Source organism: bacterium, assembly GCA_021372535.1.
GTDB lineage: Bacteria > Latescibacterota > Latescibacteria > Latescibacterales > Latescibacteraceae > JAFGMP01.
On sequence record JAJFUH010000050.1, the window covers coordinates 1 to 21984 of the forward strand.

The following is a 21984-nucleotide window of genomic DNA, read 5'->3' on the forward strand; positions in this document are numbered from 1 at the left end:
ATATCACACGATTTCATTTTTTTCTCCCGGTTATCGATTCGGATAATATTGAATAAAAATTGCTTGAAAGTTTATCTGAAAATACTCATGAACAATTTCACCACGGAGACACGGAGGACACGGAGAAAAACTCTCTCTGTATCTGAAAAATATACTTTCATCCTTCGTTGTGACCATGTATGGTCATGAGAGTTATTCAGATATAACCGTTATTCTGTAAATATTATTTTGCTCTATTCACTCCATATCTTTCCTCCCCAACACCGTTTCCCCATCTGTTACAGTAACTGCACGATACATGTATTATGATAAATGAAATTGTGAATATATTTGGATATTGCTTTGGTGGTTGCCTTTGACGAATCCGGTCATGCAACCAGAGACCAGAGACCATAAACTTTTTTTATATTACACTGTTACAAACATGAAGAGTAAATATAAAAACAATAGAGGTTTCTTGCAAATACTTTACGTATATTGATCAGATGTTGCCGCTTGCGAATCCCCTTGGGCAACAATACACCTCAAACGACAAACCGGAAAGACGGGCATATGGCATAAGGGACAAGGCATAAGGGGAAAAGACCACAAACCATGAACTCGTTTTCAAGGATATGAAACATGACAGACAGGAAAACGCTCCGGAATACATGCCTCGGGTATGAAAAGGAAGCCGCGGCATTTCTTGACCGGCTCGTACGGTTCGAATCGGTTTCAGGGTATGAAGGACCGGCTATGGAGTGGTTGTACGGGCAGTTTTCTGGTCTTGCCGATATCTGCGAGAAAGTGTCTGTCCCGGAATCGATCATTCATGATACAGAGTATTCTTCGAAGGTTGATAAACAGCCCTATGAGGGCCGTCCCAATGTCCGTGTCGTTCTCAGGGGGGACAGCTCCGGGCGAAGTGTTATATTCAACGCCCATGCGGATGTGGTTCCTCCCACGAAGAAGCAGCCGCGGCCGTTTGATCCCTTTGTGAGGGATGGCGCCATGTACGGCCGTGGAACATGCGACGACAAGGGCCAGATTGCGGTTCTCTGGGTTATGCTCAGGGCGCTGAAGGAGCTCGGTGTAAGGCCGAAAGGCGATGTCATTCTCCATCTTGTCATAGAAGAGGAGGCGGGCGGAAACGGCACCCTTGCGCTTGTTCGCAGCGGGGAGCGTGCAGACTGCTGTATCGACCTCGAACCGCTGTCGAATACCATCTGCACCTCGATCAGGGGCTCCGTATGGTTCGAGGGAGTCTGCCACGGCAGGGCAGGGCATTCCGGTTCTGCGCAAACAACAGTGAGCGCGCTCAAAATGGCCATGGAGGCGATCGGGATCATCGAGGATTACCACGACGATCTGCTCGCACGGACTATTCACGATGATCCCCTTTTTACGGCGTTCAAGAATCCCATGCCGGTTAATTTCGGCGAGCTTCACGCGGGAAACTGGCCGACGATTGCCCCTGAGCAAGCGGTTTTCAGCGGGATATTCGGATTTCTCACAACACCGCGGGAAGAAGTTATGCGCGAGCTTACGGAGCGGGTCAGAACACGCGGCCCGGAATGGCTGCGCGACAATTACGAGATGACCTTCCCCTACCGTCACGATACGAGCAGGATCGATCCCGGCCTCACCTTTGTGAAAGTTCTCGCTGCATGTTACGAAGCCGCGGGAATACAGACCAGGATCGCGGGCGCGACAACATCCATGGATGCCTGGCTCTACAATAATCTGCTCGGAGTGCCGACCCTTGCAACCGGCTGCGGCAATCTCGAGGATGCCCATACCATCAATGAGCATATCGGACTCAGGGATGTGGTTGCCACTGCATCAGTGCTTGCCATGTTCGTGTGCGAATGGTGCGGAATAGATAAATGATGAAGTCTGAAATTATTATTTATATCTGGTTTCCCGTTTCTATGTAAAAATATAAATCACATCGGGTATTTGACATTATTTTTGTCCCATAAACCATAAACCATAAACTATGAACCATAAACTGCAAACCATCTTAAGGAATTAATTATGAAGGCGCTTGTACTCGAAGAATACAACCGGCTTGTCTACAAGGAAATACCGAAACCATCTGTCGGTCCGGGCGATGTGCTCATAAAAGTGAAAGCCTGCGGAATCTGCGGGAGCGATGTGCATGGAATGGACGGCAGTACGGGCAGACGCATCCCTCCCCTCATCATGGGTCATGAAGCGTCCGGTGTTGTCGAAGAGACGGGGAAAAACGTGAAGGATTTTACCCCGGGAGACCGTGTCACCTTCGATTCGACCATATACTGCGGTGTCTGTCATTTTTGCAGGCAGGGGCTGATCAATCTCTGCGACAACAGACGGGTTCTCGGGGTGTCGTGCCGGGAATACCGTCAGCACGGCGCTTTTGCTGAATATGTTGCTGTTCCGGAACATATCGTGTATCCCCTGCCGGAAGGGCTCGGCTTCGAGCAGGCGGCGATGGTCGAGCCGCTCTCCGTTGCCGTTCATGCGGTCGAACGGACGCCGCGCTCGCTCAACGATTCCGCCGTGGTGGTCGGCGCCGGTATGATCGGGCTTCTCGTAATACAGGTGCTTCGCGCCGCCGGCTGCGGTAAGATAATCGCCGTGGATATGGATCAGACCCGTCTCGATCTCGCCACCCGTCAGGGCGCCGACAGAGGGCTGAAACCGGACAGCGGCGGATTTGCCGGGGAAATCCTGAGCCTGACCGGAGGCCGTGGCGCAGACCGGGCGTTCGAGGTTGTCGGTACGAGCTCCGCATTCGCGACGGCTCTTTCTGCGCTCCGGAAAGGTGGTACGCTCACCCTGGTCGGCAATGTATCGCCGTCTGTGGAGATGCCCCTTCAGGCAGTAGTTACCCGTGAATACACCCTGTACGGCTCCTGCGCCTCACGGGGGGAGTATCCGGCTTGTCTCGACATGATCGCGCGGGGATCGGTCGATGTCGATGTACTCAAGAGCGCTGTTGCTCCGCTCTCCGAGGGCGCCGAATGGTTCAGACGTCTCTACGACCGTGAGCCGGGATTGATGAAAGTGATTCTTGTACCGTGAAGAAGCACATGGAGGCTTTTTTCAATTATAATACAATGATATTTATATCACATTATATTCGATAAGATATATCTTTCCCCCTCGGTGGATGTATACCCCGTCGATATAATTCCTGTGCAATTTTCCCCTCGATTATTCCGGTTCCGCCGTACATCATTCCTCCTCCTGTTCTGCCATTATTGCCTTTCTGCCGGAATTCCTTGCAGACACAGATGAATAATGAGTATTTTATCATGCATTGCATGTAAATCGATTAAATACGATAAACCGCGGGATTCTACAATTAAAAGAGGGATTTACCATGTCGGAGCACATCGCTGTAGAGCTTGGAAATATTCAGATTACCATGCTTCTGCCATTGTGGGGGCGTGCCGTTGAAACGATGAAACCGGAACCGTTGCTTGTTGACAGGACTGCCGCCGATATTATTACGAAGATCGACTATGATTTCTCCGTAATAGCCCGTAATACGAAAGAGTTAAGCCAGCTTGCATGGATTGTGCGCAGTCTCCGTATGGACGCGGTTATCAGGGAATTTCTCCGGAAATATCCGAAAGCAACTATAGTCAATATCGGATGCGGACTGGACACAACGTTCGATCGGATAGATAATGGCAGCCTTCTCTGGTACGATATGGATCTGCCGGATGTTATCGAGTTAAGAAAAAAATTTATCGGCGAAACTGACCGAAGGAAGTTTATCGCCTGTTCGTTTCTTGACAGAGACTGGTTGAACCGGATAGAGGTACGGGAAAATGTGCTGTTTATGGCGGCTGGTGTGTTCTATTATTTCGAAGAATATCAGATCAGGGAGTTTTTCATTAAAATTGCCGGTTCTTTCCCCGGAAGCGAAATCTGCTTTGACGCATGTTCGCCGTATGGTGTCAGAGTCGCCAATAAGCTGGTAATACAAAACAGCGGCCTGGATGAGAAATCATTTCTGAAATGGGGTATAAAGAACATAAAGGAAATCGAGTCATGGGATGACAGGATTAGAGTAATGCATGAGTACTCGTATTTCAGGAATTTGAAAAAATCATTAACATGTAAAAACAGAATCATGGGTCTTGTTTCCGACCTTCTTAAAATCCAGTATATAGTCCATGCCGGTTTCAGTAGGTAGCAAAGTAGATGGTATCGGGGTCTTATTGAACTCTGTGGTCAGTACAGAAGTATAAAAATTCTAAATACTTTATAAACCACATTTTATTATGTAATGATTAGAGGATAATTATAATGAAAGATCAACATAAGTCAGGCATAAATAAAAGATCGTTAAATGTTCTTGTAATGTTTTTTTCATGTGCATTATTGCCGCCCTCCGGAATTATACTTCATCTTTCGGATCATGCGGCTGCCTCGGATTTGGAACGTCAGTTTGTGATGTCAATTCACAATTTTTCAGCGGTACTGTTTCTGATTTCCGCAGTTATACATATGAAAACAAATTGGAAAACAATGATGCGGTATGTGTCATCGGAAACAGGTATGATTTTTCCATGCAAAAAAGAAGCGGTAATTGCATTAATAATAGTTTTCGGACTTGTCGCCCTGTTTTCTTCTCATGTATTCCACGCTGGCTGAAGCTATTAACGTGCTTATATTTTTAAGCCATTCCGGGATATGGAATAATTCAGGAATATCGTGATACCTGAAATAATTTCACACTTGATAACGGTGCAACCTTACGCCAGAGTTTCCAAAAAAAAACATCTGTTTAAACAAACGATACTATCATCTTTCCTCAGTTTCCCCTCGATTATCCCAGTTTCGCCGGACATCACTACTCCTCAGGTACAATCACCATTGCTTTTTGCCGGAAATCCTTGCAAACTCTAACGTATGTTGTGTATCTTTTTGCTTGGCAGACTCAACCGGATCATAATTGGTTTGACCGGTGATTTCATGGGAGCAAGTCATGAATTGCCCTGCCAGCCGACAAAATCCACGAAATCCGTGTTCTATTTCGGAATATGAATATTTTGACATAAATAAAGGGAAGGAGCACAATCCATGACACATTTCACCCGTTTCCATGCATATATGGCTTTGTTTGTTGTCATCGTCACCTTCTCCGTCACTGTCCGGGCGCAGCAAAGCGCGAATCCTGATTATTTCAGAGGCGGTGAGGTGGATATCATCTCTTCGAGTCACCAGGACATCGGATGGATGGACACACCGGAAAAGTGCATCGAGTCGCGCGATCTGAAAGTCATCACACCTGCCCTCGAACGGTTGAAAGAAAATCCTGAATTCCGTTTCGTCATGGAGGATATGCTTTCCCTTATGGAATATCTCGGCCGTCACCCGGAACGGAAAGAGGAGATCAGACGGCTGACTGCGGCGGGACGGTTCGAGTGGGGTGCGACCTACAACCAGCCGTACGAGTCCATGTATGACGGCGAGGCGCTCATCCGGCAGACATACCTCGGACGGAAGTGGCTGAAAAAGAACCTGCCGGGCTGCGATTCACGTACCGCATGGAGTCCCGATGTTCCGGGACGGGCGATGCAGATGCCGCAGATACTTGCCAAAGCCGGTATCAGGTACCTTCACATGAGTCGTCACGAAAAAGGTTTCTACCGGTGGCTCAGCCCGGACGGCACCGGTGTGCTCGCGTTCTCTCCGGGTCACTACCACTGGTCGGGCGAGATATTCCGCGAGAGCATGGCGCAGGCGGATCACACCACGATTGTGGAGAAAACCCGCGGTTTCGAGGCGATAGCACAAAGCCTTTCGGAACGGCTGAAGGCTGACGAGAAGTACTATAAGGAGCATGGTATCGGTCCCCGGTACGGCCTCATTTACTCGACCGATTTCAGCGGCCCCGCTAACCTCGATGAGCTCTTTAAGGATTGGAACGGAGCGGTCGACAGGGGTAATTACGGCCCCGACAGAAAGCCGTTTACCATGCCGAAACTCCAATACGCGACCGGGGAATCCTTCCTGAAAGCGGTGTCCGAAGGCAATCCGAAGTTCGATACCATTACCGGCGAGCGCCCGGATGTCTGGCTCTACATTCATGGGCCGACGCATCACCGGGCAATATCGGCAGGCCGTGATGCGGCGCGTCTTCTCACTGCTGCGGAGGAATTTTCGACCATCGAGGCTCTCCTTTCCGGCGGATTCGGAGCCTACCCGGCGGATGAACTTACCGGAGCGTGGTCCGAGGCGATTTACCCCGATCATGGCTGGGGCGGATACAACGGTCACATTACGGACAGGATCTTCAGGGACAAGATGGAGTCGGGGAGAGACAGAGCCCGTAAAGTGCTCGACAGCGCGCTTGTTTCCATTGCCGGTCGTGTGGCTGTCAAGGATGTCGGAATCCCCGTTGTCGTCTTCAACGATCTCTCGTGGAAGCGGACAGACCCCGTGGTCTGCACCGTTAACGTGTACGGCAGGGAAAATACGATGTTCAGGCTCGTCGATGCGCTCGGACGCGATATATCGTACCAGGTGATTCCCGGCTCGGATGGCGGACGTCCGGGCGATGAGGAACTCAGAATCGTTTTCGTGGCCGCCGATGTGCCGTCCATCGGTTACAAGACCTATTACCTGTTAATGGGTGAATCCCCGCGTGTCACTGGATCGCCCGTTACTGACAAAAACGGCGTTGTGGAGAATGATTATTACCGCATCGAATTCGCCCCCGGGGGAATCAGGCAGATTTTTGACCGTGAATTGAACAAGCCCGTTCTGAAAACCGACAAATTCCTTGGCGCCGAGCTCTTTACCATGCAGTCCGTCGGCAACGGCGCCGGCGAGTTTGCCGAGGTGCAGCAGCCGACCATGGATGGCTTCGAAAAACTGAGCGACTACAAGCCATCCTGGATGTGCACGGAAAACGGCCCGGTACGGAGCGTCTATGAAACTGCCCGGAAGATCAATCACTGCACCGTCCGCGAGCGGGTGATTGTATACCATACCGTCAAGCGTATCGACTGCGAGTTCGATCTGCTCGGCTGGGACGGCACGAATTCACGGGAGTTCCGACTGGCGTTTCCGCTCGATATGACAGGCGGGAAGGTTGCCTACGAAGTACCGATGGGTGTCGTCGAGGTCGGTAAAAGCGAGATTGCGGGCGCCGCCGGTGAACGCTACGTACAGAAATGCTCGGAGGTTCGCCCCCGCGAGGTGCAGGACTGGTTCGGCGCCTCGGATGGAAAGACCGGTATTACGATCAGTTCGAGCGTGGCGGTATTCGACTGGGCCGACCCGACCGAGGCTGCGGTATCGTACCCGGTGCTCCAGCCGGTTTTGCTTGCCAGCAGGCGGAGCTGCCACGGCGAGGGGAACTGGTATCTTCAGGCGGGAGATCATTCATACCGCTTCTCGATTTATTCGCACGGCGGCGACTGGCATAACGGGTATAAACTCGGAAAACAGTCGAACCGTCCGCTGCGGGTGGTGAGTTCGCCTGTGACGGCGGCCCGCCCGTCCCTGCCCGAAGAGATGAGTTTCTGCACAGTCGGGCCCGGTGACGTCATCGTCAGCACGGTCAAGAAATGCGAGGACGACGATACCGTGATCGTCCGCTGTTATGAGGTCGGAGGAAACGATACACAGGCTGCGATCGAGTGGTTTACACCGGTCGTAAAAGCCGAATTGACCAATATCATCGAAGAGGAAGGTGTCCCGGTCGAATCCACCGCGGGAAAGATACCGGTAAAAATGGGGCATCACGCAATCGAGACGGTGAAGCTGAATCCGCAGGCATGGGCATATACGCCCGGAGATATCATGCCGCCCTCGCCGCCCGTATTTACGCCATCAGGGGGAATATACAGGGAATCGTCGCTGAAAGTGAGCCTGACCGCACAGCCGGTCGGTGCGGAAATACGCTATACTGTTGACGGAACCGAGCCGGATGAACGGTCGACGCTCTATGCCGCGCCGCTCGTTTTGAAGGGGAATACCCGCATACAGGCGCGGGCATTTGTGCCGGGAAGATCGGCAAGCAGAGCATCGGACGCTGATTTCCGTGTCGGGATGAGCCCCGCAGTGAAGGTCTCCTCCGTGGTGAACGGGCTCGATTACGAGTATTTCGAGGGGTCATGGAGCATGATGCCCGATTTTTCCGCCCTGAAAGCCCTTAAAAAGGGAACGGCGCAGCATTTCGGGCTCGAACCGGCCGATCCCGGAGATAATTACGGACTTCGTTTCAGCGGGTACATCGATGTTCCCGAAGATGGCATCTATACATTCTACACGACTTCGGACGACGGCAGCAGGCTGCTGATCGATAATCAGGTGCTTGTCGACAATGACGGTCTCCACTGGCCGATCACAAAAGAAGGGGCAATCGCTCTCAAAAAGGGCAGGCACATGATAGTTGTCCTGTATTTTCAGGGCGGAGGAAATAAATCGTTCGAGGTCGGATACGAGGGGCCGGGAGTTAAGCGGCAGATCATACCGGATTCGGTGCTCTTCCGGAAGAAAACCGACTAATACATAATTTCCCTTATGAAATGTTGAATAATATTATAACGATAATGGATTTATTGCGGAGTTTAGATTATGTACTGTAGAACGGTCATGATTGTTTTCCTCGGGCTGATATTTGCCAGCGTGTGCGGCTTGATGGGCATGGAGACTGTTACGGCCGCAGAAGAGATCGGGAAACCCGTTCGTATCGTAAGTCTCTGTTTTCAGCATGGAAAGAGTCTCGATGAAATTATAGGGATTATCGATGAAGAGGGCGCCCGCGGTGTCGATCTCATCTGTCTCCCGGAAGCATGGCGCGGCCAGACGAATCCCGAGACCCTCGATGGAGAAACGATCACTGCGGTCGCGGGATGTGCGATGAAACACCACTGTTATATCGTCTGCCCCATTGACCGCAGGGAAGGGGAGTATCGCTTCAATTCCTCGGTGCTCATCGACCGTGAGGGAAACGTTGCATGCGTTTATGACAAGATATTCCCCTACTGGACCGAGTTCGATATCAATCCGCCGGTCGAACCTTCACACAGGGATGTACAGGTGTTTGAAACCGATTTCGGGAAGGTGGGGCTGGCAATCTGTTATGATGCCAAGTTTCCGGAAGTCTGGCAGCGTCTCCGTGACAGGGGAGCGGAGCTTGTTGTCTGGTCGAGCGCGTATTCCGGAGCCACCGAGCTTCAGGCATTCGCTCTCATGCACCATTATTATATCGTGACGAGCACGTGGACGGGTGACTGCCTCGTGTATGACATGACGGGCGCCTGTCTTCGCGATGAAAAGGACAGGAGCGGCTTTACCATCGCCCGTTTTACCCTCGACATGGACCGCATGATCTACCATTTCAATTTTAACCTCGAAAAACGCGATAAACTGCTCCGTGAGCGTGGCGATGATATTATCGAGGAAGTGAATCTGCCCCGTGAGGAATGGTTCGTGCTCAGGGCGCGGCGGCCCGGAATTTCAGTGAGAGCACTGGCACGGCAGTACGGGCTCGAGGAACTCCGCGATTACAAGGACCGGAGCAGGCGGCAGATCGATGAGAAACGCGGATTCGGATTTGCCGATACGTTCGGCGGTTATCCGGGACATCCGAAATAGAGTATAGTGAGGGTATAGTGCTGCAAGGATAATACATAAGTTGTTCAGTGTGTGAATAATATCTGACTAAATCATAAAAAACAGTACAAAGTAAGGAGGCATAAACTCATGAAATTGAAGGGGAAAGTGGCGTTGGTCACCGGCGGAACAAAGGGGATCGGAGCGGCGACCGCCCTCAGGCTTGCCGGATACGGCGCGGATGTGGCTGTTCTGGGCAGGTACGACGATGACGATGCTCAAAAAGTAATAAAGGCAATCGAGTCGAAGGGCTCACGGTGTATCATGATTACCGCTGATATGGCCAGGCCCGAAGATGCTGTCCGGGCGGTAAACGAAACAATCGGAAAGCTCGGGGGAATCGATGTGCTCGTTCATAACGCGGGCGGCGGTGTTCCCGGAGGTATCCTCGATGTGACGCCGGAAGAATGGCATCACGCCTTTGATGTTCATGTCCATGCGGCTTTTTATCTCTGCCGCACCGCGCTTCCCCATATGAAGTCAAAGGGTGAAGGCTCCATCGTTTTCATGTCGTCGGTCGCCGGGATTCAGGCCGGTCCCGGTTCAATCACCTATGGAGTGGTCAAGGGCGCCCTTCCGCAGTTTGCGCGGTCGCTTGCCCGTGAGCTCGGGGATTTCAACATCCGTGTCAACTGTGTGGCGCCGGGTATCATACGGACGCGGTTCCATGAAAAAATGACACCGGAACAGAAAAAGCACAACATAGAAAACCGTATTCCCCTGCATCGTGAGGGCACGGCCGATGATGTTGCGGATGCCATCGTTTTTCTCGTGCAGAACGATTTTATTACCGGGGAGATTGTTGTTATCGACGGTGGTATGACCATGAGAATTGGATGAACCGGAACGCAGTATCCTGAATCCGGATAAATTGAGAGCAGATTGATTGAATTATAGTTTTCATTATCTGAAACTAATTATTGAGGAGTAATCGGATGAAAGCGGCAGTATTGACGGAATACAAAAAGATCGAATGGCTGGATGTTCCCATGCCCACTATCGGTGATTCGGATGTTCTTGTGAAAGTCACTTACGCGAGCATTTGCGGGACCGACCAGCATATTTTCAACGGGGAATTTCATCCTCGTACAAAGCTCCCGCTCGTTCCGGGTCATGAATTTGTGGGAACGATAGCCGAAATGGGAAAAAACGTCACGGGTCATGCCATCGGAGAACGTGTCGCGGTCGATCCCATCATCTGGTGCGGAAAGTGCCCGGCATGCGAGATTCACCACTACCCGGCGTGTACATCGCTCAAACTCCTCGGTATCGATATGGATGGTGGTTTTGCGGAGTACGTTACCGCAAAAAGCTCGATGCTCTATCCGATCGCGGACTCGATCACAGACCGTGATTCCGCCCTCGTCGAGCCCTATTCGGTCGGATTCCATGCCTCACGGCGTGCGGGTGTGCAGAAAGGCGACCGGATCGCGATTTTCGGCGCCGGAAAGATCGGGCAGTCCATCCTGCAGGCAGCCCGGACGATTTCAAAGAATGATTTTTACATCATCGATGTTGTGGAGAAACGGCTCGATATAGTCAGAAAAGCGTATCCCGATGTTATAACCATAAACGCCCGCGAAGCCCATCCCGTCGAGGTTATCCGTGAAAAGACCGGGGGCCGCGGAGTCGATATCGCCTTCGAATGCGCCGGAAAGGCGCTCGAAATCGAAGGTCGTTACCACCCGGTCCGTCAGGCTATCCACGCCATACGGGGCGCCGGAAAGGTCTGTGTCCTGAGCCTCGAAAATACCGAGGTTTCCCTTGTCATGAAGGAACTGATATGGAAAGAGGGGCTGCTCGTCACTTCGCGTGTCTCGCACGGCGAGTACAAGGATGCGCTCGAACATCTCGCAATCGGCGATCTTCATCCGGAAGCTCTCATTACCGCTGTCATGCATATGAGCGAGGCGCAGAAGGCCTTTGAGATGATCGAGCACGAGCCGGAGAAGTACCTTAAGGTTCTGATGACAACAGCATAAAACTTTTAAATTACTGTTTTCTGCCCATGCTCCTGAAATAAAGGCAATAATACCAGGTTGCGTTGGGACAGGTAACATAGTTATATGTAGTGATTTCAATAGATGCTGAAGCAAGTTCAGCATGACGGCGGTAATGTCACCCTGAATTTATTTCAGGGTCTATTGTGCACTTTTATACTTCACTGATCGCAACGTAGTATTAATCCTGAAAAACCTCCGGACATTATCGATACCCGGAGGTTTTTTTAATTCTACGCAGTCATGATATACAATAAAGAGTCGTTTACGGTTATGATTCCCGTCAGAGTGCTAAAGCGGTTTGTTTGAATATATCGAATGCGGGTCTGAAGGCTTTCCGTAACTCTCCCTTTTCATGGCTCATATAATCGTTTAATTGTTTGTACGGTTCATGCGGGATGTTCTTGCCTCCGGTTTCAAGAAATTCTTTCAGGAACGCTCCTCCCACTTCATAGTCGTGCCATTTCCCCAGTATTTTGTGCATTTTTGCGATATTTTCGATAAAATCGCTTGCTGCGGGGAACAGGAAGAAACACTGCTGAATAATCTCGAAACAGTAATGCATTTCCTTGGCGAGAACTCTGACTTTATGGAGTTTTATGTTTCTGCTGCTGATTGAATTGACAAGGAGGATTATATCGTTTCTCAGGTTGTAGAATCGCCCCTGGACTTTTGTCTCTGCCCACACCGGGCTTATTACCTTTAATGCGGCATTGATAACTTTTTTCTTTTTTTGCAGTTTTATCAGGGGATTATTTTCGGATAATGTCCGGAATATCTCGCGGTTTTCCGCTTCCCTGGTTTTGAGAAACATTTCGTATTCGCCTGCATCGGTCTTTACTGAGGTTTTTATGGCTTCCAGCAGCTTCTGCTGTACCTGTGTATCCCTCAGCATGTTCGTTTTCTTGGATATTCTCCTGAAACACTTGAAATTACGGCGGGCATCGAAATCGGGATTGATAGATTCCGTGAGATTGAAAAAAGCGCGCATACGCTTCAGTTCCACCCGTAAATCATGAATCCCTTCCGGGTCGTTCTGCTCGAGGGCAAGCATATAGTTGTGTTCGATGCTGTTGAGGTGTACAATGAAAAATTCGAGCATTTCAGTACGAAACATGGATAATCCTCTGAACGATTACCGACCCGGTGTATATTGTGACGGCCATAGAGACGCCATCGTCTGCATTGTTCACGATTGCTTCTGAGCGACTATTTATCTGTGGATATAAGGGATAGTGTTTTCAGACTCCGGATTTCTTTTGTAGTTTGACAGTTTCCCGGGCAATTTTTCTGCACAATTTCCGGACAATCGATTCGATGTCGTTGGAAAGCGGGATATTCATGTCTAACAATGCGCTCAGGTATTTATCGGTCAGTTCGTTGTGCAGAATGTTGATACGGGACTTGATCGTTTCCTTTTTTTCCTTCGGCTGCGGATGGTCAAGCAGTTTCAACACTCCCGCACCCTCCGAGACCTCCTGCCATGATTCGGTATTGAATTCGATACCCGCAACGCCGCTTGTCGGCAGGCTTTCATTGAAATCCGGAACGAGATACCGGACAAAAGCGGTCATTGACGGATCATGCCCTACTATCATGACGGAATTGTATTTTTCATTGATCCCGTGAACACAATCGAGGAGAGCGTTTTCTCCCTGTTCATAGAGCGTTTTACGGCTTTTTATGCTTTTAGCCTTGTATTTCAGGTGTTTGGCGCAAATACGGGCTGTTGCGGTCGCTCGTGGTGCCGGGCTCGTGAGTATCAGGTCCGGATGGATATCCTGTTTTTTCATCCGGTCAACTACCTGGAGCATATCCTTTTTACCCTGCTTGATGAGTTTTCGCTTGAAATCTTCTTTGGGGATGTCCCTGCTTTCAGCTTTTCCGTGTCGTACGAGATAGATTGTCTTCATTGTAAGCCACCATCCGGGAATTGTGAATGATTGATGTATTTTTAGGGTCTGTACAGAACACATGACGGGATTCATCATATGCCCGGCCGGTTATTATACCGGCCATGACCTCGCATGCCAGAGCATGATTTCCTTAACAAGCTGTTTAAAGTCTTTTGCCCCGCTTCCGTTCGGCTGGAGACGGTCGACCGTGAGCCCCTCATGCCATGTCTCGCTGTACACAACACGCTGAGGAATCTCGGTCATGAAAATGGGAATGCTCAAACGCTCGAGAAAAAAACGGAATTCCCTGCCGAGCCGTGTTCTCCGGTCGATACGTGATATGATCAGCCGGGCATCGAGGATCGGTCTTTTTTCCTTTTCAGCCCTGTAGAGATTCAGGAGCTGCTCGGTACTCCAGTAATCCGCCAGACCGGGAGATACGGGAATAATGAGCCTGTCCGCCGCATGTATGATAGAACGCATGCTTTTTTTAAAGGTCGGGGGAGTGTCGATAAGGATCATATCATACTTTTTCGACAGCTTTTTCAGCTTTTTATCGATTGCCCGGGGCTCTTCGGCAAGGATGTCAGGCTCGTCCTGTTTTTTTATTCCCGCCCACTGGGCTATGGAGCCCTGCGGGTCGGTATCGATGACAAGGACTTTTCGCCTGATTTTCAGGAGCGCACCGGCAAGGTTGAGGGTTATGGTGCTTTTTCCGGTGCCGCCTTTTGCGCTCACAACGGCGATAACCATGCTGATCGTTCCTTTCGTGTTTTATGGTACCAAAGGTTTAAGCATGGAAGTGACTTTTTTGATTCCGGTGTTAATCCAACGATGTCCATCTTGCTGCGCTGCGCTTTGTTGCAACGGGAAGACACAAAGAAACATAGCTTTATAATAGATGTTATATAAATTTACAAACAATTATTTCTGGGTAACATTAAAATAACACAAAAATAATGAAATCCGCAAAAACCGTATTCTGTCATAACCGGATAAAGAATTTCAGAATCATTATTGAACTCAATTACAGTTTACTTTCCTGAGCCCGGAGCACAGGCTAAAATATCGCCCAGAGCCACTTCGGGATGATGATACCGCTTGTACATGGCTGTTTTTTTGCCGTATTGAATCGCTTCACGGGGGCACCACTGGATACAGGCAAGACACTGTTCGCAGCGGTGGAGCCATCTCGGTTTACCTTCGGCGATCTCGATATTCTCTGCGGGACAGACTTTTGCGCAGATGCCGCACGAGTTGCATTTTTCATCGGCATGAAAGCTTTTGTCCATCTGTGCGACTCTTTTAAAAGATATCCCGTATAGCCAGGAGAAAAGAATATTCTGCCAGAGCGGCCCCTTGTCCATTGGCTTCATCGTCTTTTGGGCGACTTCACGGGCAATTCTTCTGATTTTTTCATTGGCGGTGTCGATTTTCGGTCGCCATTTTTCCTCCGCCCCGGGACCGCCCCAGGGGATGTAATTCGATGGCATGACCAGATCATATCCGGCGGACAGGGTCAGTCCTTTCATGCTCATCACCTTGCGGAGTTGGAGAAGCGTCGCTGCCACCTGTCCCGCATTCACCGCCACGGCGAAGAAGTAATTCGGGGTATCTTCGGCAAGGAAATCGATGAACCGCAAGACCTTATGGGGAACACCCCACATATGCACCGGAAACACGAGTCCGACTGCGCCATCCGGGGCGCCGGAGACTGGAGTGTCGATTTTCGAGATAGGATGCAGCGTTGTATTCCCGAGTTCTTCCGCCAGCCTGCGCGCTGTCCAGAGGGAATTGCCTGTCCCTGAATAAAAATAGATATCTGTTGTCATGATTCCATCCATTATATGAAGAGCTGAGAAAAAATGCTTTTTCCCGCCCTCTTTATCAGGGTGGAAAAAGGCATGTACTATCGTGTCCGATGTGAAAATTAAAAAATACCTTATGTGCTGACGAGATACACTTTATAATACTAATACATATCAATGATAATCACAAGCACAATATATAATAACAGGTTCAGATTGTTTTCTTTACGGAACGAAACAACGGAAACAAGTCAGGTGTTACATAGTGGTTTATAATGGAATCGGTAAAATATACTTTACAAAAGAAATGTGTCTTGTAATATTCTCTTTAGCTGACAGTAAAAAATTAGATGCCCTGTCATGATCGGATTTACGGTAAACGGGCATGTATGATTGTCATTGTCCGCACTCAATCATTCGCGAACGGGGAAACGCCATGAAAGGCAGGGTGATTCCAAGAAGATCCATACTGAAAGGAGCCGGGGCATTAGGGCCTCTTGCGGTGTTGCATTCAAAAACGGCGCATGGTGAAGATAAAAAGCTGCCGGATATATACCGGACGATCAATATAAGCCCTCTGCGGAAAGAACTGTTCGATAAAGTGTTTTCGACCCCGTTTATTGATACCCATGAACACTTATTTGAAGAAAGTGAACGGCTGGCCGGAACCGCAACTCCCGGAATCAGATCGGATGACTGGACCATGGTTTTCAGTCTATATGTAAGCGATGACATGATGACCGCCGGTATGTCCCAACAGGAATCCAACCGGTTTTTCTCGCCCGATGTTGCGCCGAACGACAAATGGAGGCTTCTCGAACCCTGCTGGCCGTACATAAGGAATACCGGGTATGGTCAGGCTGTATGTATCGCCATCAGGGAGCTTTATGGCGTCGATGAACTCACTGCTCAGACGGTAAGACAAGTGCAGGCGGGATATGAAAGGGTACGGCAGGCCGGTTTTTACCGGTATATTCTGGGCGATCTGGCGAATATCGAATCATGCCAGGTGAACTGCATAATCCCTCCGTTCAGAGAATCGGCAATGCCTCTCCTGCTCATGCAGGATATCAGTATTTTGAGGATGTACGAGGGCCCGGATATCGAGACATATGCCAATCCGGCAGGTATACGGGTGACATCGCTGTCCGACTGGCACAGGGTGATCGACTGGTGGTTTGACAAATATGGCGCATATGCCGTGGCGGTAAAATCACAGAACGCATACAGCCGTGACATCGATTATGAAAGAATTCCGGGGGAGAAAGTCGAAGGTGCATTTAAAAGACTGTTGGACGGGCAAACCATCACGATTCCGGAAAAGAAGGCGATCGAGGATCATCTGTTCTGGTATGCGGCTGACAAGGCAGTACAATTCGATCTTCCGGTCAAACTGCATACAGGCTACTATGTCGGGCACGATTATATGCCATTGTCACGGCTCATGCAAAATCCCGGTTCCGCGGCGGATTTATGCCGCAGGGCACCGGATACGAAATTTGTGTTCATGCACATCTGCTATCCCCTCTATGAAGATATGATCGCCCTTGCCAAGCATTATACGAACGCTTATGTAGACATGTGCTGGTCATGGATAATCAATCCCGTCGCCGCCAAAGATTTTCTTAAAAAATTTCTCGTGACTGCTCCGGCAAACAAGGTTTTTACGTTCGGAGGCGACTATTATTCGGTGGAAGCGGTATTGGGACATGCCATGATGGCCAGGCAGGGGATAGCTCTCGCCCTGTCCGAGCTCGTTGAAGAGGGATGGATGAGCCGTGCCGATGCGCTCGAAATTGTCGATCCCGTCATGCATGAAAACGCGCGGGCTTTCTTTAATCTCGATGAAAAGAAAAAAGTACTCGAAAAGGCGCCGTGGCGGTGATTTCCCTCTGGGGGAATCATCTCGGATTGTCTGGTCTCGCCTGATAAATGCTTTTTCCGTGGCTCCGGAACCGGAACATGTATCCTGCGATTGAGAGCGTGAAAATAACCAGGTTCATGTTATGAATAACGAGTTACCGGATTCATCTGAAAATTTATTTGAAAATCGATTCGTCTATCCAGTCCGCGTAAGGATTGGGAGCTTCCCAGTCATCGGAAAGATCATCAACCCTCGTCAGCGCTCCTTTATGTTCGAGATGAGATTTGAAGCCGGCGAGAAATATTTTATTTTTTTTCAGAATATACTCGTAACTCCAGGGCATTGTACGGGATTCGAACAATCTCTGGATTGCGAAAATTGTCGGGTAAAACAGAGAGTTAAGACGGTTCATGTGCTCGCCCTCAGGATTATGCTGATCGAGGTCCCACCAGCCCCCGCTGTAAAATATTCGCAGAGTGTTATCGGATTTTATGTATTCCGAGAACTGCTGCTGTGAAACAATAAACGGTGTTTTCTGTTCACCTGCACCGGGAATGTTGATTCCCCGGTACTGAAGTGTCAGCAGTCCGTATTGCTGAGGATGCGGTGACACTGGCGTCACATCCCGCCACCAGCCGTCGGCCTGGTAACTCACCTGTTCGACATCGAGACCGAAAATTGCGAGAAGAAATACGAGACCATGAATTGCGTGCTGTGGGTATTCGCCTGCCGCATTACTCGAGTTGGCACCGATTATGACTTTTCCTTCTCTCAGAAGGTCCTGAACTTTACACCGGCCGACGATTGCTTCTTTAAACGTTTCCCGTCCCTCGGTGCAGAGTATCGGAGTGTTGTGCTTACGGGCCATATCGATGATCGTATTGGCGTCTTTCATGCTGTATGCAAGAGGGCGGTTGATATAACAGGGGATTCCAGCTTCGAGGTATGGTTTTGTCAGTTGCGGCCACCACTTCGCCTCATTGAATCCGCCGAATATCATGCCGTCGACCTTGTCGACCATGTCATAGTAATTTTTTACAGCCTCGCATTTGTATTTCTGTGCGAAAGCGTCTGCGACCTCTTTTCGTGAATCCCAGCAGTGCGTAATGATCATGCGGGTTGTCCGTGTCGGCCACTTGTCGGGTTCAACAGGATTGATTATTGGCGGCCAGATACTGAACTGGTATGACATGTGGCTGTTATCCCCGAGGGCAACAGCACCGACTTTTATAAGTTCGACAGTGGGCGTTGACGTCCGGGGTATTGCACGGGCGCTGTGAGCGCCAGTGATTACCGCTCCCCCTGCAGCGGCAGCTTTACCGAAAAAGCTCCGGCGCGAAGGTTTTTTATCCATGATTTCACCTCCCGGATTTGTGCCGTTTCATTATATGAGAGAAAAGAGTGCATTACGGTCATTACGGAAAAAGGGCTATGTGTTGTGTCAGGTCAGTTTTACGATTACAAAAAGATTAATCCGGATATAATGCAAGATACTGCGCACAAAGAAGGATTCCAAGTATCATGGAAGTGTATCATATAATATCGGCCCTCTGCCATATCTATTCACAAATTTCGATAGAACACGGATTTTTGCGGATTTGAACTCTATATATCATTTTATAATGTCGAGATTTAATTGTAACTAAAGATAATATTAATAATTTATTATATCTCTTTGTGACTTTGTGACTTTGTGGTTAAACATATTTTCATGAATAATCCGTGTCGGCAGGTGATTGTGAAAAAATGAGGGATTGCCGGAATTCTTCATTGAATTTGTTCACCATACCCATTATCTTCATAAGAATAAATGAAAAATACCATACATTATTTCCTGCAGTGCGGTTTTTATTTACCATTTATTACAGACAGCGCAACAGGATAAGCATTCAGCACAAATCCGGAGGGCTCGTGATGAGCGTAATATCTTTTTTTCCCCATGAACACCTGATTCTTGTAGCTGCTCTTGTTCTCGTTCTCACTGTTGTCGGATGCGGCCAGGCAAAGGTGGAGAAAAAAACGGAGCAGGAACAGGAAAAGGATACGCTGCACCGGTTTATGGTAATCGACCCGGGACATTTTCATGCATCCCTCGTGTTCAAACGCTCCTCGTACGAGGGCATCTCGCCTCTTGTCGGAATTTATGCCCCTGTCGGGGAGGATTTTGTCGATCACATGAGCCGCGTCACCCCGTTCAACACACGGGCGGATGATCCCGCGCAGTGGCGTTATCATGTTTATCTGGGACAGGATTACCGTGAGGCTATGTTCAGGGAACGGTTCGGAGACATTGCAATTCTTTCGGGCAAGAACGACGAGAAAATCAACACCATAAAGGCCTGTATCGACTCAGGATTCAACGTTCTTGCCGACAAGCCGTGGATTATAGAGCCCGAAAAATTCGCAGTCCTCGATGCGGTTCTTGCGGAAGCGGAACAAAAGGGGCTTGTGGCCTACGATATCATGACCGAGCGTTTTGAGATTACGAGTGTCATGCAGCGGCTGCTCGTGAACCATGAGCAGGTTTTCGGCACGGTCACGGCGGGAACTTCCGATGATCCCGCGGTGGTGAAAAGCAGCGTCCATCACCTGTCGAAGGTGGTTGCGGGAAAACAGCTGAAACGCCCATGGTGGTTCTTCGACACCTCGGTTCAGGGTGAGGGACTGGTCGATATTACGACCCACCTCGTTGACATCGTTTTCTGGACTCTCTACCCGGATAAACCCATCGACTACAAGACCGACATCGAAGTTGTCTCCGCAAAACACTGGCCCACGGTGCTTACTCCGACCCAGTATGGGACGATTACCGCCAATCCCCAGTTCCCTTCGCAGTTCAAGCTCGACGACAAGGGCAATTACCCGTACTACTGCAACGGTCAGGCTAATTTCACGCTGAAGGGTGTGAATGTCAGGGTCGAGGTGGTCTGGAATTACGAAGCGCCCCCGGGAAGTGGCGATACCCATTTTTCGGTCATCAAAGGTACACGGGCTCATGTAATCATCCGCCAGGGTAAAGAGCAGAACTTCCTTCCCGAAGTATATGTCGAACCGGCTCCGGGAACCGACCGTACAGCCCTCGGAGAAGCGCTCAAGGCATATATCACGACGCTTGCCCGGGATACATATCCCGGTGTTTCGGTAGTCGAGGAAAAAAACCGGTGGCGTATCGATATTCCCCAGAAATACCGTGTTGGGCACGAGGCTCATTTCGGCCAGGTTACCGACCGGTTTCTCGAATTTCTGGGCGGCACACCCCAGCCGGCCTGGGAGAGGGCAAACATGCTTGCCAAGTATTATGTAACGACGAAGGCGCTCGAAATGTGCCGGAAATAGTATCATGCTGCGACCGCCGTTTTATCATCGCAGGGTGAAATGGCGGGTGGAATGACCAGTACCCGGTTTTTTCTGTCATGGCTGACTATATCTGATACACAAAATGCAGGGGGGATAAATAAACGATGAATCGCCGAAAATTCATCCACAAAGCTGGAACAGGCGCCGCCGCTCTTGGAGCGACAGGACCATGGGTAACACAGGCATGGGCTAAAAAAAGCCCTAATGATACGATCAATATCGCCATTATGGGCATTCACGGCCGCGGGATGGATCATGTGCAGCACTACATGAACGTGCCTAATGTCGAAGTGGCCATGCTCTGTGACATTGACGAGCGGCTTTTCCCCGACGCGCTCAAGAAGATTGCGGAGCTCGGAGCGAAACCTCCGAAAACCGAAACCGATATCCGCCGTGTGCTCGAGAACAAGGATATCGATGTTATCTCGATCGCATGCCCCAACCACTGGCATGCGCTTGCAGGAGTCTGGGCCTGTCAGGCGGGGAAGGATGTCTATGTCGAAAAACCGGCCTCCCATACTGTCTATGAAGGCCGCAAGCTTGTCGAGGCATCCCGTAAATATGACCGTATCGTCCAGACCGGCAGCCAGAGGAGAAGCGATCCCCTCATGCAGGAAGCGGTCGATTTCATTCAGAGCGGCAAACTCGGGAAAATTTACATGGTGAAAGCCTGTGTCTACCGGGCGCGGAAGGCTATCGGACGGGGAACAACCGGTCCGGTGCCCGAGGGGGTTCATTATGATCTTTTCCGTGGACCGGCCCCGTGGATTCCCTTCAACGACAACCGTTTCCACTACAACTGGCACTGGTTCTGGGATACGGGAAACGGCGAGACGGGGAATAACGGCCCTCATCCTGCAGATATTGTACGCTGGGCGCTCAACAAGTATGACCACCCGCGCACGATCCAGAGCATGGGCGGACTCTATGTATACGACAGCGAACAGGAGACGCCCAACACGCAGATTTCGGTGATGGAGTATGCAGATGGCACCATGGTACAGCTCGAGGTCAGAAACCACTATACCAACACCGACGGCACCGTACGGGAAGGTATCATTTTCTACGGCTCCGAGGGCTGGATGCAGTTCAACCTCGGCAATACGTGGACGACCTTTTTCGGTCCGAAAAACGAGCCGGGGCCGAGCATGACCCGCGAGGAAGCCAATACAAAGACCGGCATCATCATCAGCTACGGAAGGGGCAGGGAACCCCACTTTAATAATTTCATCGACTGTGTCCGCTCACGAAAACGCGAAGACCTCAAGGCCGATATAGTCGAAGGCCACCTCTCGGCAGCCATATGCCACCTGAGCAATATCGCATACCGGACCGGGCGTACCCTGACGTTCGATTCGGAAAGCGAGCGTTTTCTCGGGGACGAGGATGCGAACCGCTATCTGACACGGGAATACCGATATCCGTATGTAATGCCCGAGAACGTATAGATA

General features: G+C 50.1%; 15 protein-coding genes and 1 pseudogene. 11 read left to right on the forward strand and 5 right to left on the reverse strand.

The window, feature by feature from the left end; all coding sequences use genetic code 11:
- Positions 1–621 precede the first annotated feature (621 nt).
- From LLG96_05375 to LLG96_05410, 8 genes are all read left to right on the forward strand, one after another.
- Positions 622–1869: a M20/M25/M40 family metallo-hydrolase gene (locus tag LLG96_05375; GenBank protein MCE5249634.1), complete on the forward strand. Its 1248-nt coding sequence runs from the start codon at positions 622–624 to the stop codon at positions 1867–1869.
- Between the two features lie 147 nt (positions 1870–2016).
- Entirely contained in the window at positions 2017–3048 is a 1032-nt protein-coding gene (locus tag LLG96_05380) for a galactitol-1-phosphate 5-dehydrogenase (protein MCE5249635.1), read from the forward strand.
- A gap of 301 nt (positions 3049–3349) precedes the next feature.
- Positions 3350–4171 (forward strand): class I SAM-dependent methyltransferase, encoded by an 822-nt coding sequence (locus LLG96_05385; GenBank protein ID MCE5249636.1) that lies wholly within the window; start codon positions 3350–3352, stop codon positions 4169–4171.
- Positions 4172–4284: 113 nt separating this feature from the next.
- A complete protein-coding gene (locus LLG96_05390; GenBank protein ID MCE5249637.1) occupies positions 4285–4632 on the forward strand; it encodes a DUF4405 domain-containing protein in 348 nt (115 codons plus the stop codon).
- A gap of 429 nt (positions 4633–5061) precedes the next feature.
- Positions 5062–8499, forward strand: coding sequence for a chitobiase/beta-hexosaminidase C-terminal domain-containing protein (locus tag LLG96_05395; protein ID MCE5249638.1), 3438 nt, complete (start codon positions 5062–5064; stop codon positions 8497–8499).
- A gap of 69 nt (positions 8500–8568) precedes the next feature.
- Positions 8569–9591, forward strand: a complete 1023-nt coding sequence (locus LLG96_05400; GenBank protein ID MCE5249639.1) for a carbon-nitrogen hydrolase family protein — start codon at positions 8569–8571, stop codon at positions 9589–9591.
- A 108-nt stretch (positions 9592–9699) separates the two neighbouring features.
- Positions 9700–10449 (forward strand): SDR family oxidoreductase, encoded by a 750-nt coding sequence (locus LLG96_05405; protein MCE5249640.1) that lies wholly within the window; start codon positions 9700–9702, stop codon positions 10447–10449.
- 95 nt (positions 10450–10544) lie between these two features.
- Complete coding sequence (locus LLG96_05410) at positions 10545–11591, forward strand: alcohol dehydrogenase catalytic domain-containing protein (protein ID MCE5249641.1); 1047 nt, start codon at positions 10545–10547, stop codon at positions 11589–11591.
- Between the two features lie 301 nt (positions 11592–11892).
- On the opposite strand, the gene LLG96_05415 is transcribed toward LLG96_05410, so the two are convergent.
- The 4 genes and pseudogenes from LLG96_05415 to LLG96_05430 form a co-directional block, all read right to left on the reverse strand.
- A complete protein-coding gene (locus LLG96_05415) occupies positions 11893–12726 on the reverse strand; it encodes a CHAD domain-containing protein (GenBank protein ID MCE5249642.1) in 834 nt (277 codons plus the stop codon).
- Positions 12727–12850: 124 nt separating this feature from the next.
- Complete coding sequence (locus LLG96_05420; protein MCE5249643.1) at positions 12851–13522, reverse strand: histidine phosphatase family protein; 672 nt, start codon at positions 13520–13522, stop codon at positions 12851–12853.
- Between the two features lie 93 nt (positions 13523–13615).
- A pseudogene (locus LLG96_05425) lies at positions 13616–14251 on the reverse strand (ParA family protein).
- A 287-nt stretch (positions 14252–14538) separates the two neighbouring features.
- Positions 14539–15336 (reverse strand): EFR1 family ferrodoxin, encoded by a 798-nt coding sequence (locus tag LLG96_05430; GenBank protein MCE5249644.1) that lies wholly within the window; start codon positions 15334–15336, stop codon positions 14539–14541.
- Between the two features lie 412 nt (positions 15337–15748).
- On the opposite strand from LLG96_05430, the gene LLG96_05435 reads away from it, so the two are divergent.
- Positions 15749–17197, forward strand: coding sequence for an amidohydrolase family protein (locus LLG96_05435; protein ID MCE5249645.1), 1449 nt, complete (start codon positions 15749–15751; stop codon positions 17195–17197).
- A gap of 154 nt (positions 17198–17351) precedes the next feature.
- On the opposite strand, the gene LLG96_05440 is transcribed toward LLG96_05435, so the two are convergent.
- Complete coding sequence (locus tag LLG96_05440; GenBank protein ID MCE5249646.1) at positions 17352–18530, reverse strand: Gfo/Idh/MocA family oxidoreductase; 1179 nt, start codon at positions 18528–18530, stop codon at positions 17352–17354.
- A gap of 560 nt (positions 18531–19090) precedes the next feature.
- On the opposite strand from LLG96_05440, the gene LLG96_05445 reads away from it, so the two are divergent.
- Positions 19091–20512, forward strand: a complete 1422-nt coding sequence (locus LLG96_05445; GenBank protein ID MCE5249647.1) for an oxidoreductase — start codon at positions 19091–19093, stop codon at positions 20510–20512.
- A gap of 125 nt (positions 20513–20637) precedes the next feature.
- Entirely contained in the window at positions 20638–21981 is a 1344-nt protein-coding gene (locus LLG96_05450; protein MCE5249648.1) for a Gfo/Idh/MocA family oxidoreductase, read from the forward strand.
- Positions 21982–21984: the final 3 nt, after the last annotated feature.

Bases quoted from the DNA above. Each gene is read 5' to 3' on its own strand.
- LLG96_05385 (MCE5249636.1), top strand. From the start codon at position 3,350: ATGTCGGAGCACATCGCTGTAGAGCTTGGAAATATTCAGATTACCATG.
- LLG96_05440 (MCE5249646.1), bottom strand. From the start codon at position 18,530: ATGGATAAAAAACCTTCGCGCCGGAGCTTTTTCGGTAAAGCTGCCGCT.
- LLG96_05375 (MCE5249634.1), top strand. From the start codon at position 622: ATGACAGACAGGAAAACGCTCCGGAATACATGCCTCGGGTATGAAAAG.
- LLG96_05415 (MCE5249642.1), bottom strand. From the start codon at position 12,726: ATGTTTCGTACTGAAATGCTCGAATTTTTCATTGTACACCTCAACAGC.
- LLG96_05400 (MCE5249639.1), top strand. From the start codon at position 8,569: ATGTACTGTAGAACGGTCATGATTGTTTTCCTCGGGCTGATATTTGCC.
- LLG96_05410 (MCE5249641.1), top strand. From the start codon at position 10,545: ATGAAAGCGGCAGTATTGACGGAATACAAAAAGATCGAATGGCTGGAT.
- LLG96_05390 (MCE5249637.1), top strand. From the start codon at position 4,285: ATGAAAGATCAACATAAGTCAGGCATAAATAAAAGATCGTTAAATGTT.
- LLG96_05445 (MCE5249647.1), top strand. From the start codon at position 19,091: ATGAGCGTAATATCTTTTTTTCCCCATGAACACCTGATTCTTGTAGCT.
- LLG96_05450 (MCE5249648.1), top strand. From the start codon at position 20,638: ATGAATCGCCGAAAATTCATCCACAAAGCTGGAACAGGCGCCGCCGCT.
- LLG96_05405 (MCE5249640.1), top strand. From the start codon at position 9,700: ATGAAATTGAAGGGGAAAGTGGCGTTGGTCACCGGCGGAACAAAGGGG.
- LLG96_05395 (MCE5249638.1), top strand. From the start codon at position 5,062: ATGACACATTTCACCCGTTTCCATGCATATATGGCTTTGTTTGTTGTC.
- LLG96_05420 (MCE5249643.1), bottom strand. From the start codon at position 13,522: ATGAAGACAATCTATCTCGTACGACACGGAAAAGCTGAAAGCAGGGAC.
- LLG96_05380 (MCE5249635.1), top strand. From the start codon at position 2,017: ATGAAGGCGCTTGTACTCGAAGAATACAACCGGCTTGTCTACAAGGAA.
- LLG96_05435 (MCE5249645.1), top strand. From the start codon at position 15,749: ATGAAAGGCAGGGTGATTCCAAGAAGATCCATACTGAAAGGAGCCGGG.
- LLG96_05430 (MCE5249644.1), bottom strand. From the start codon at position 15,336: ATGACAACAGATATCTATTTTTATTCAGGGACAGGCAATTCCCTCTGG.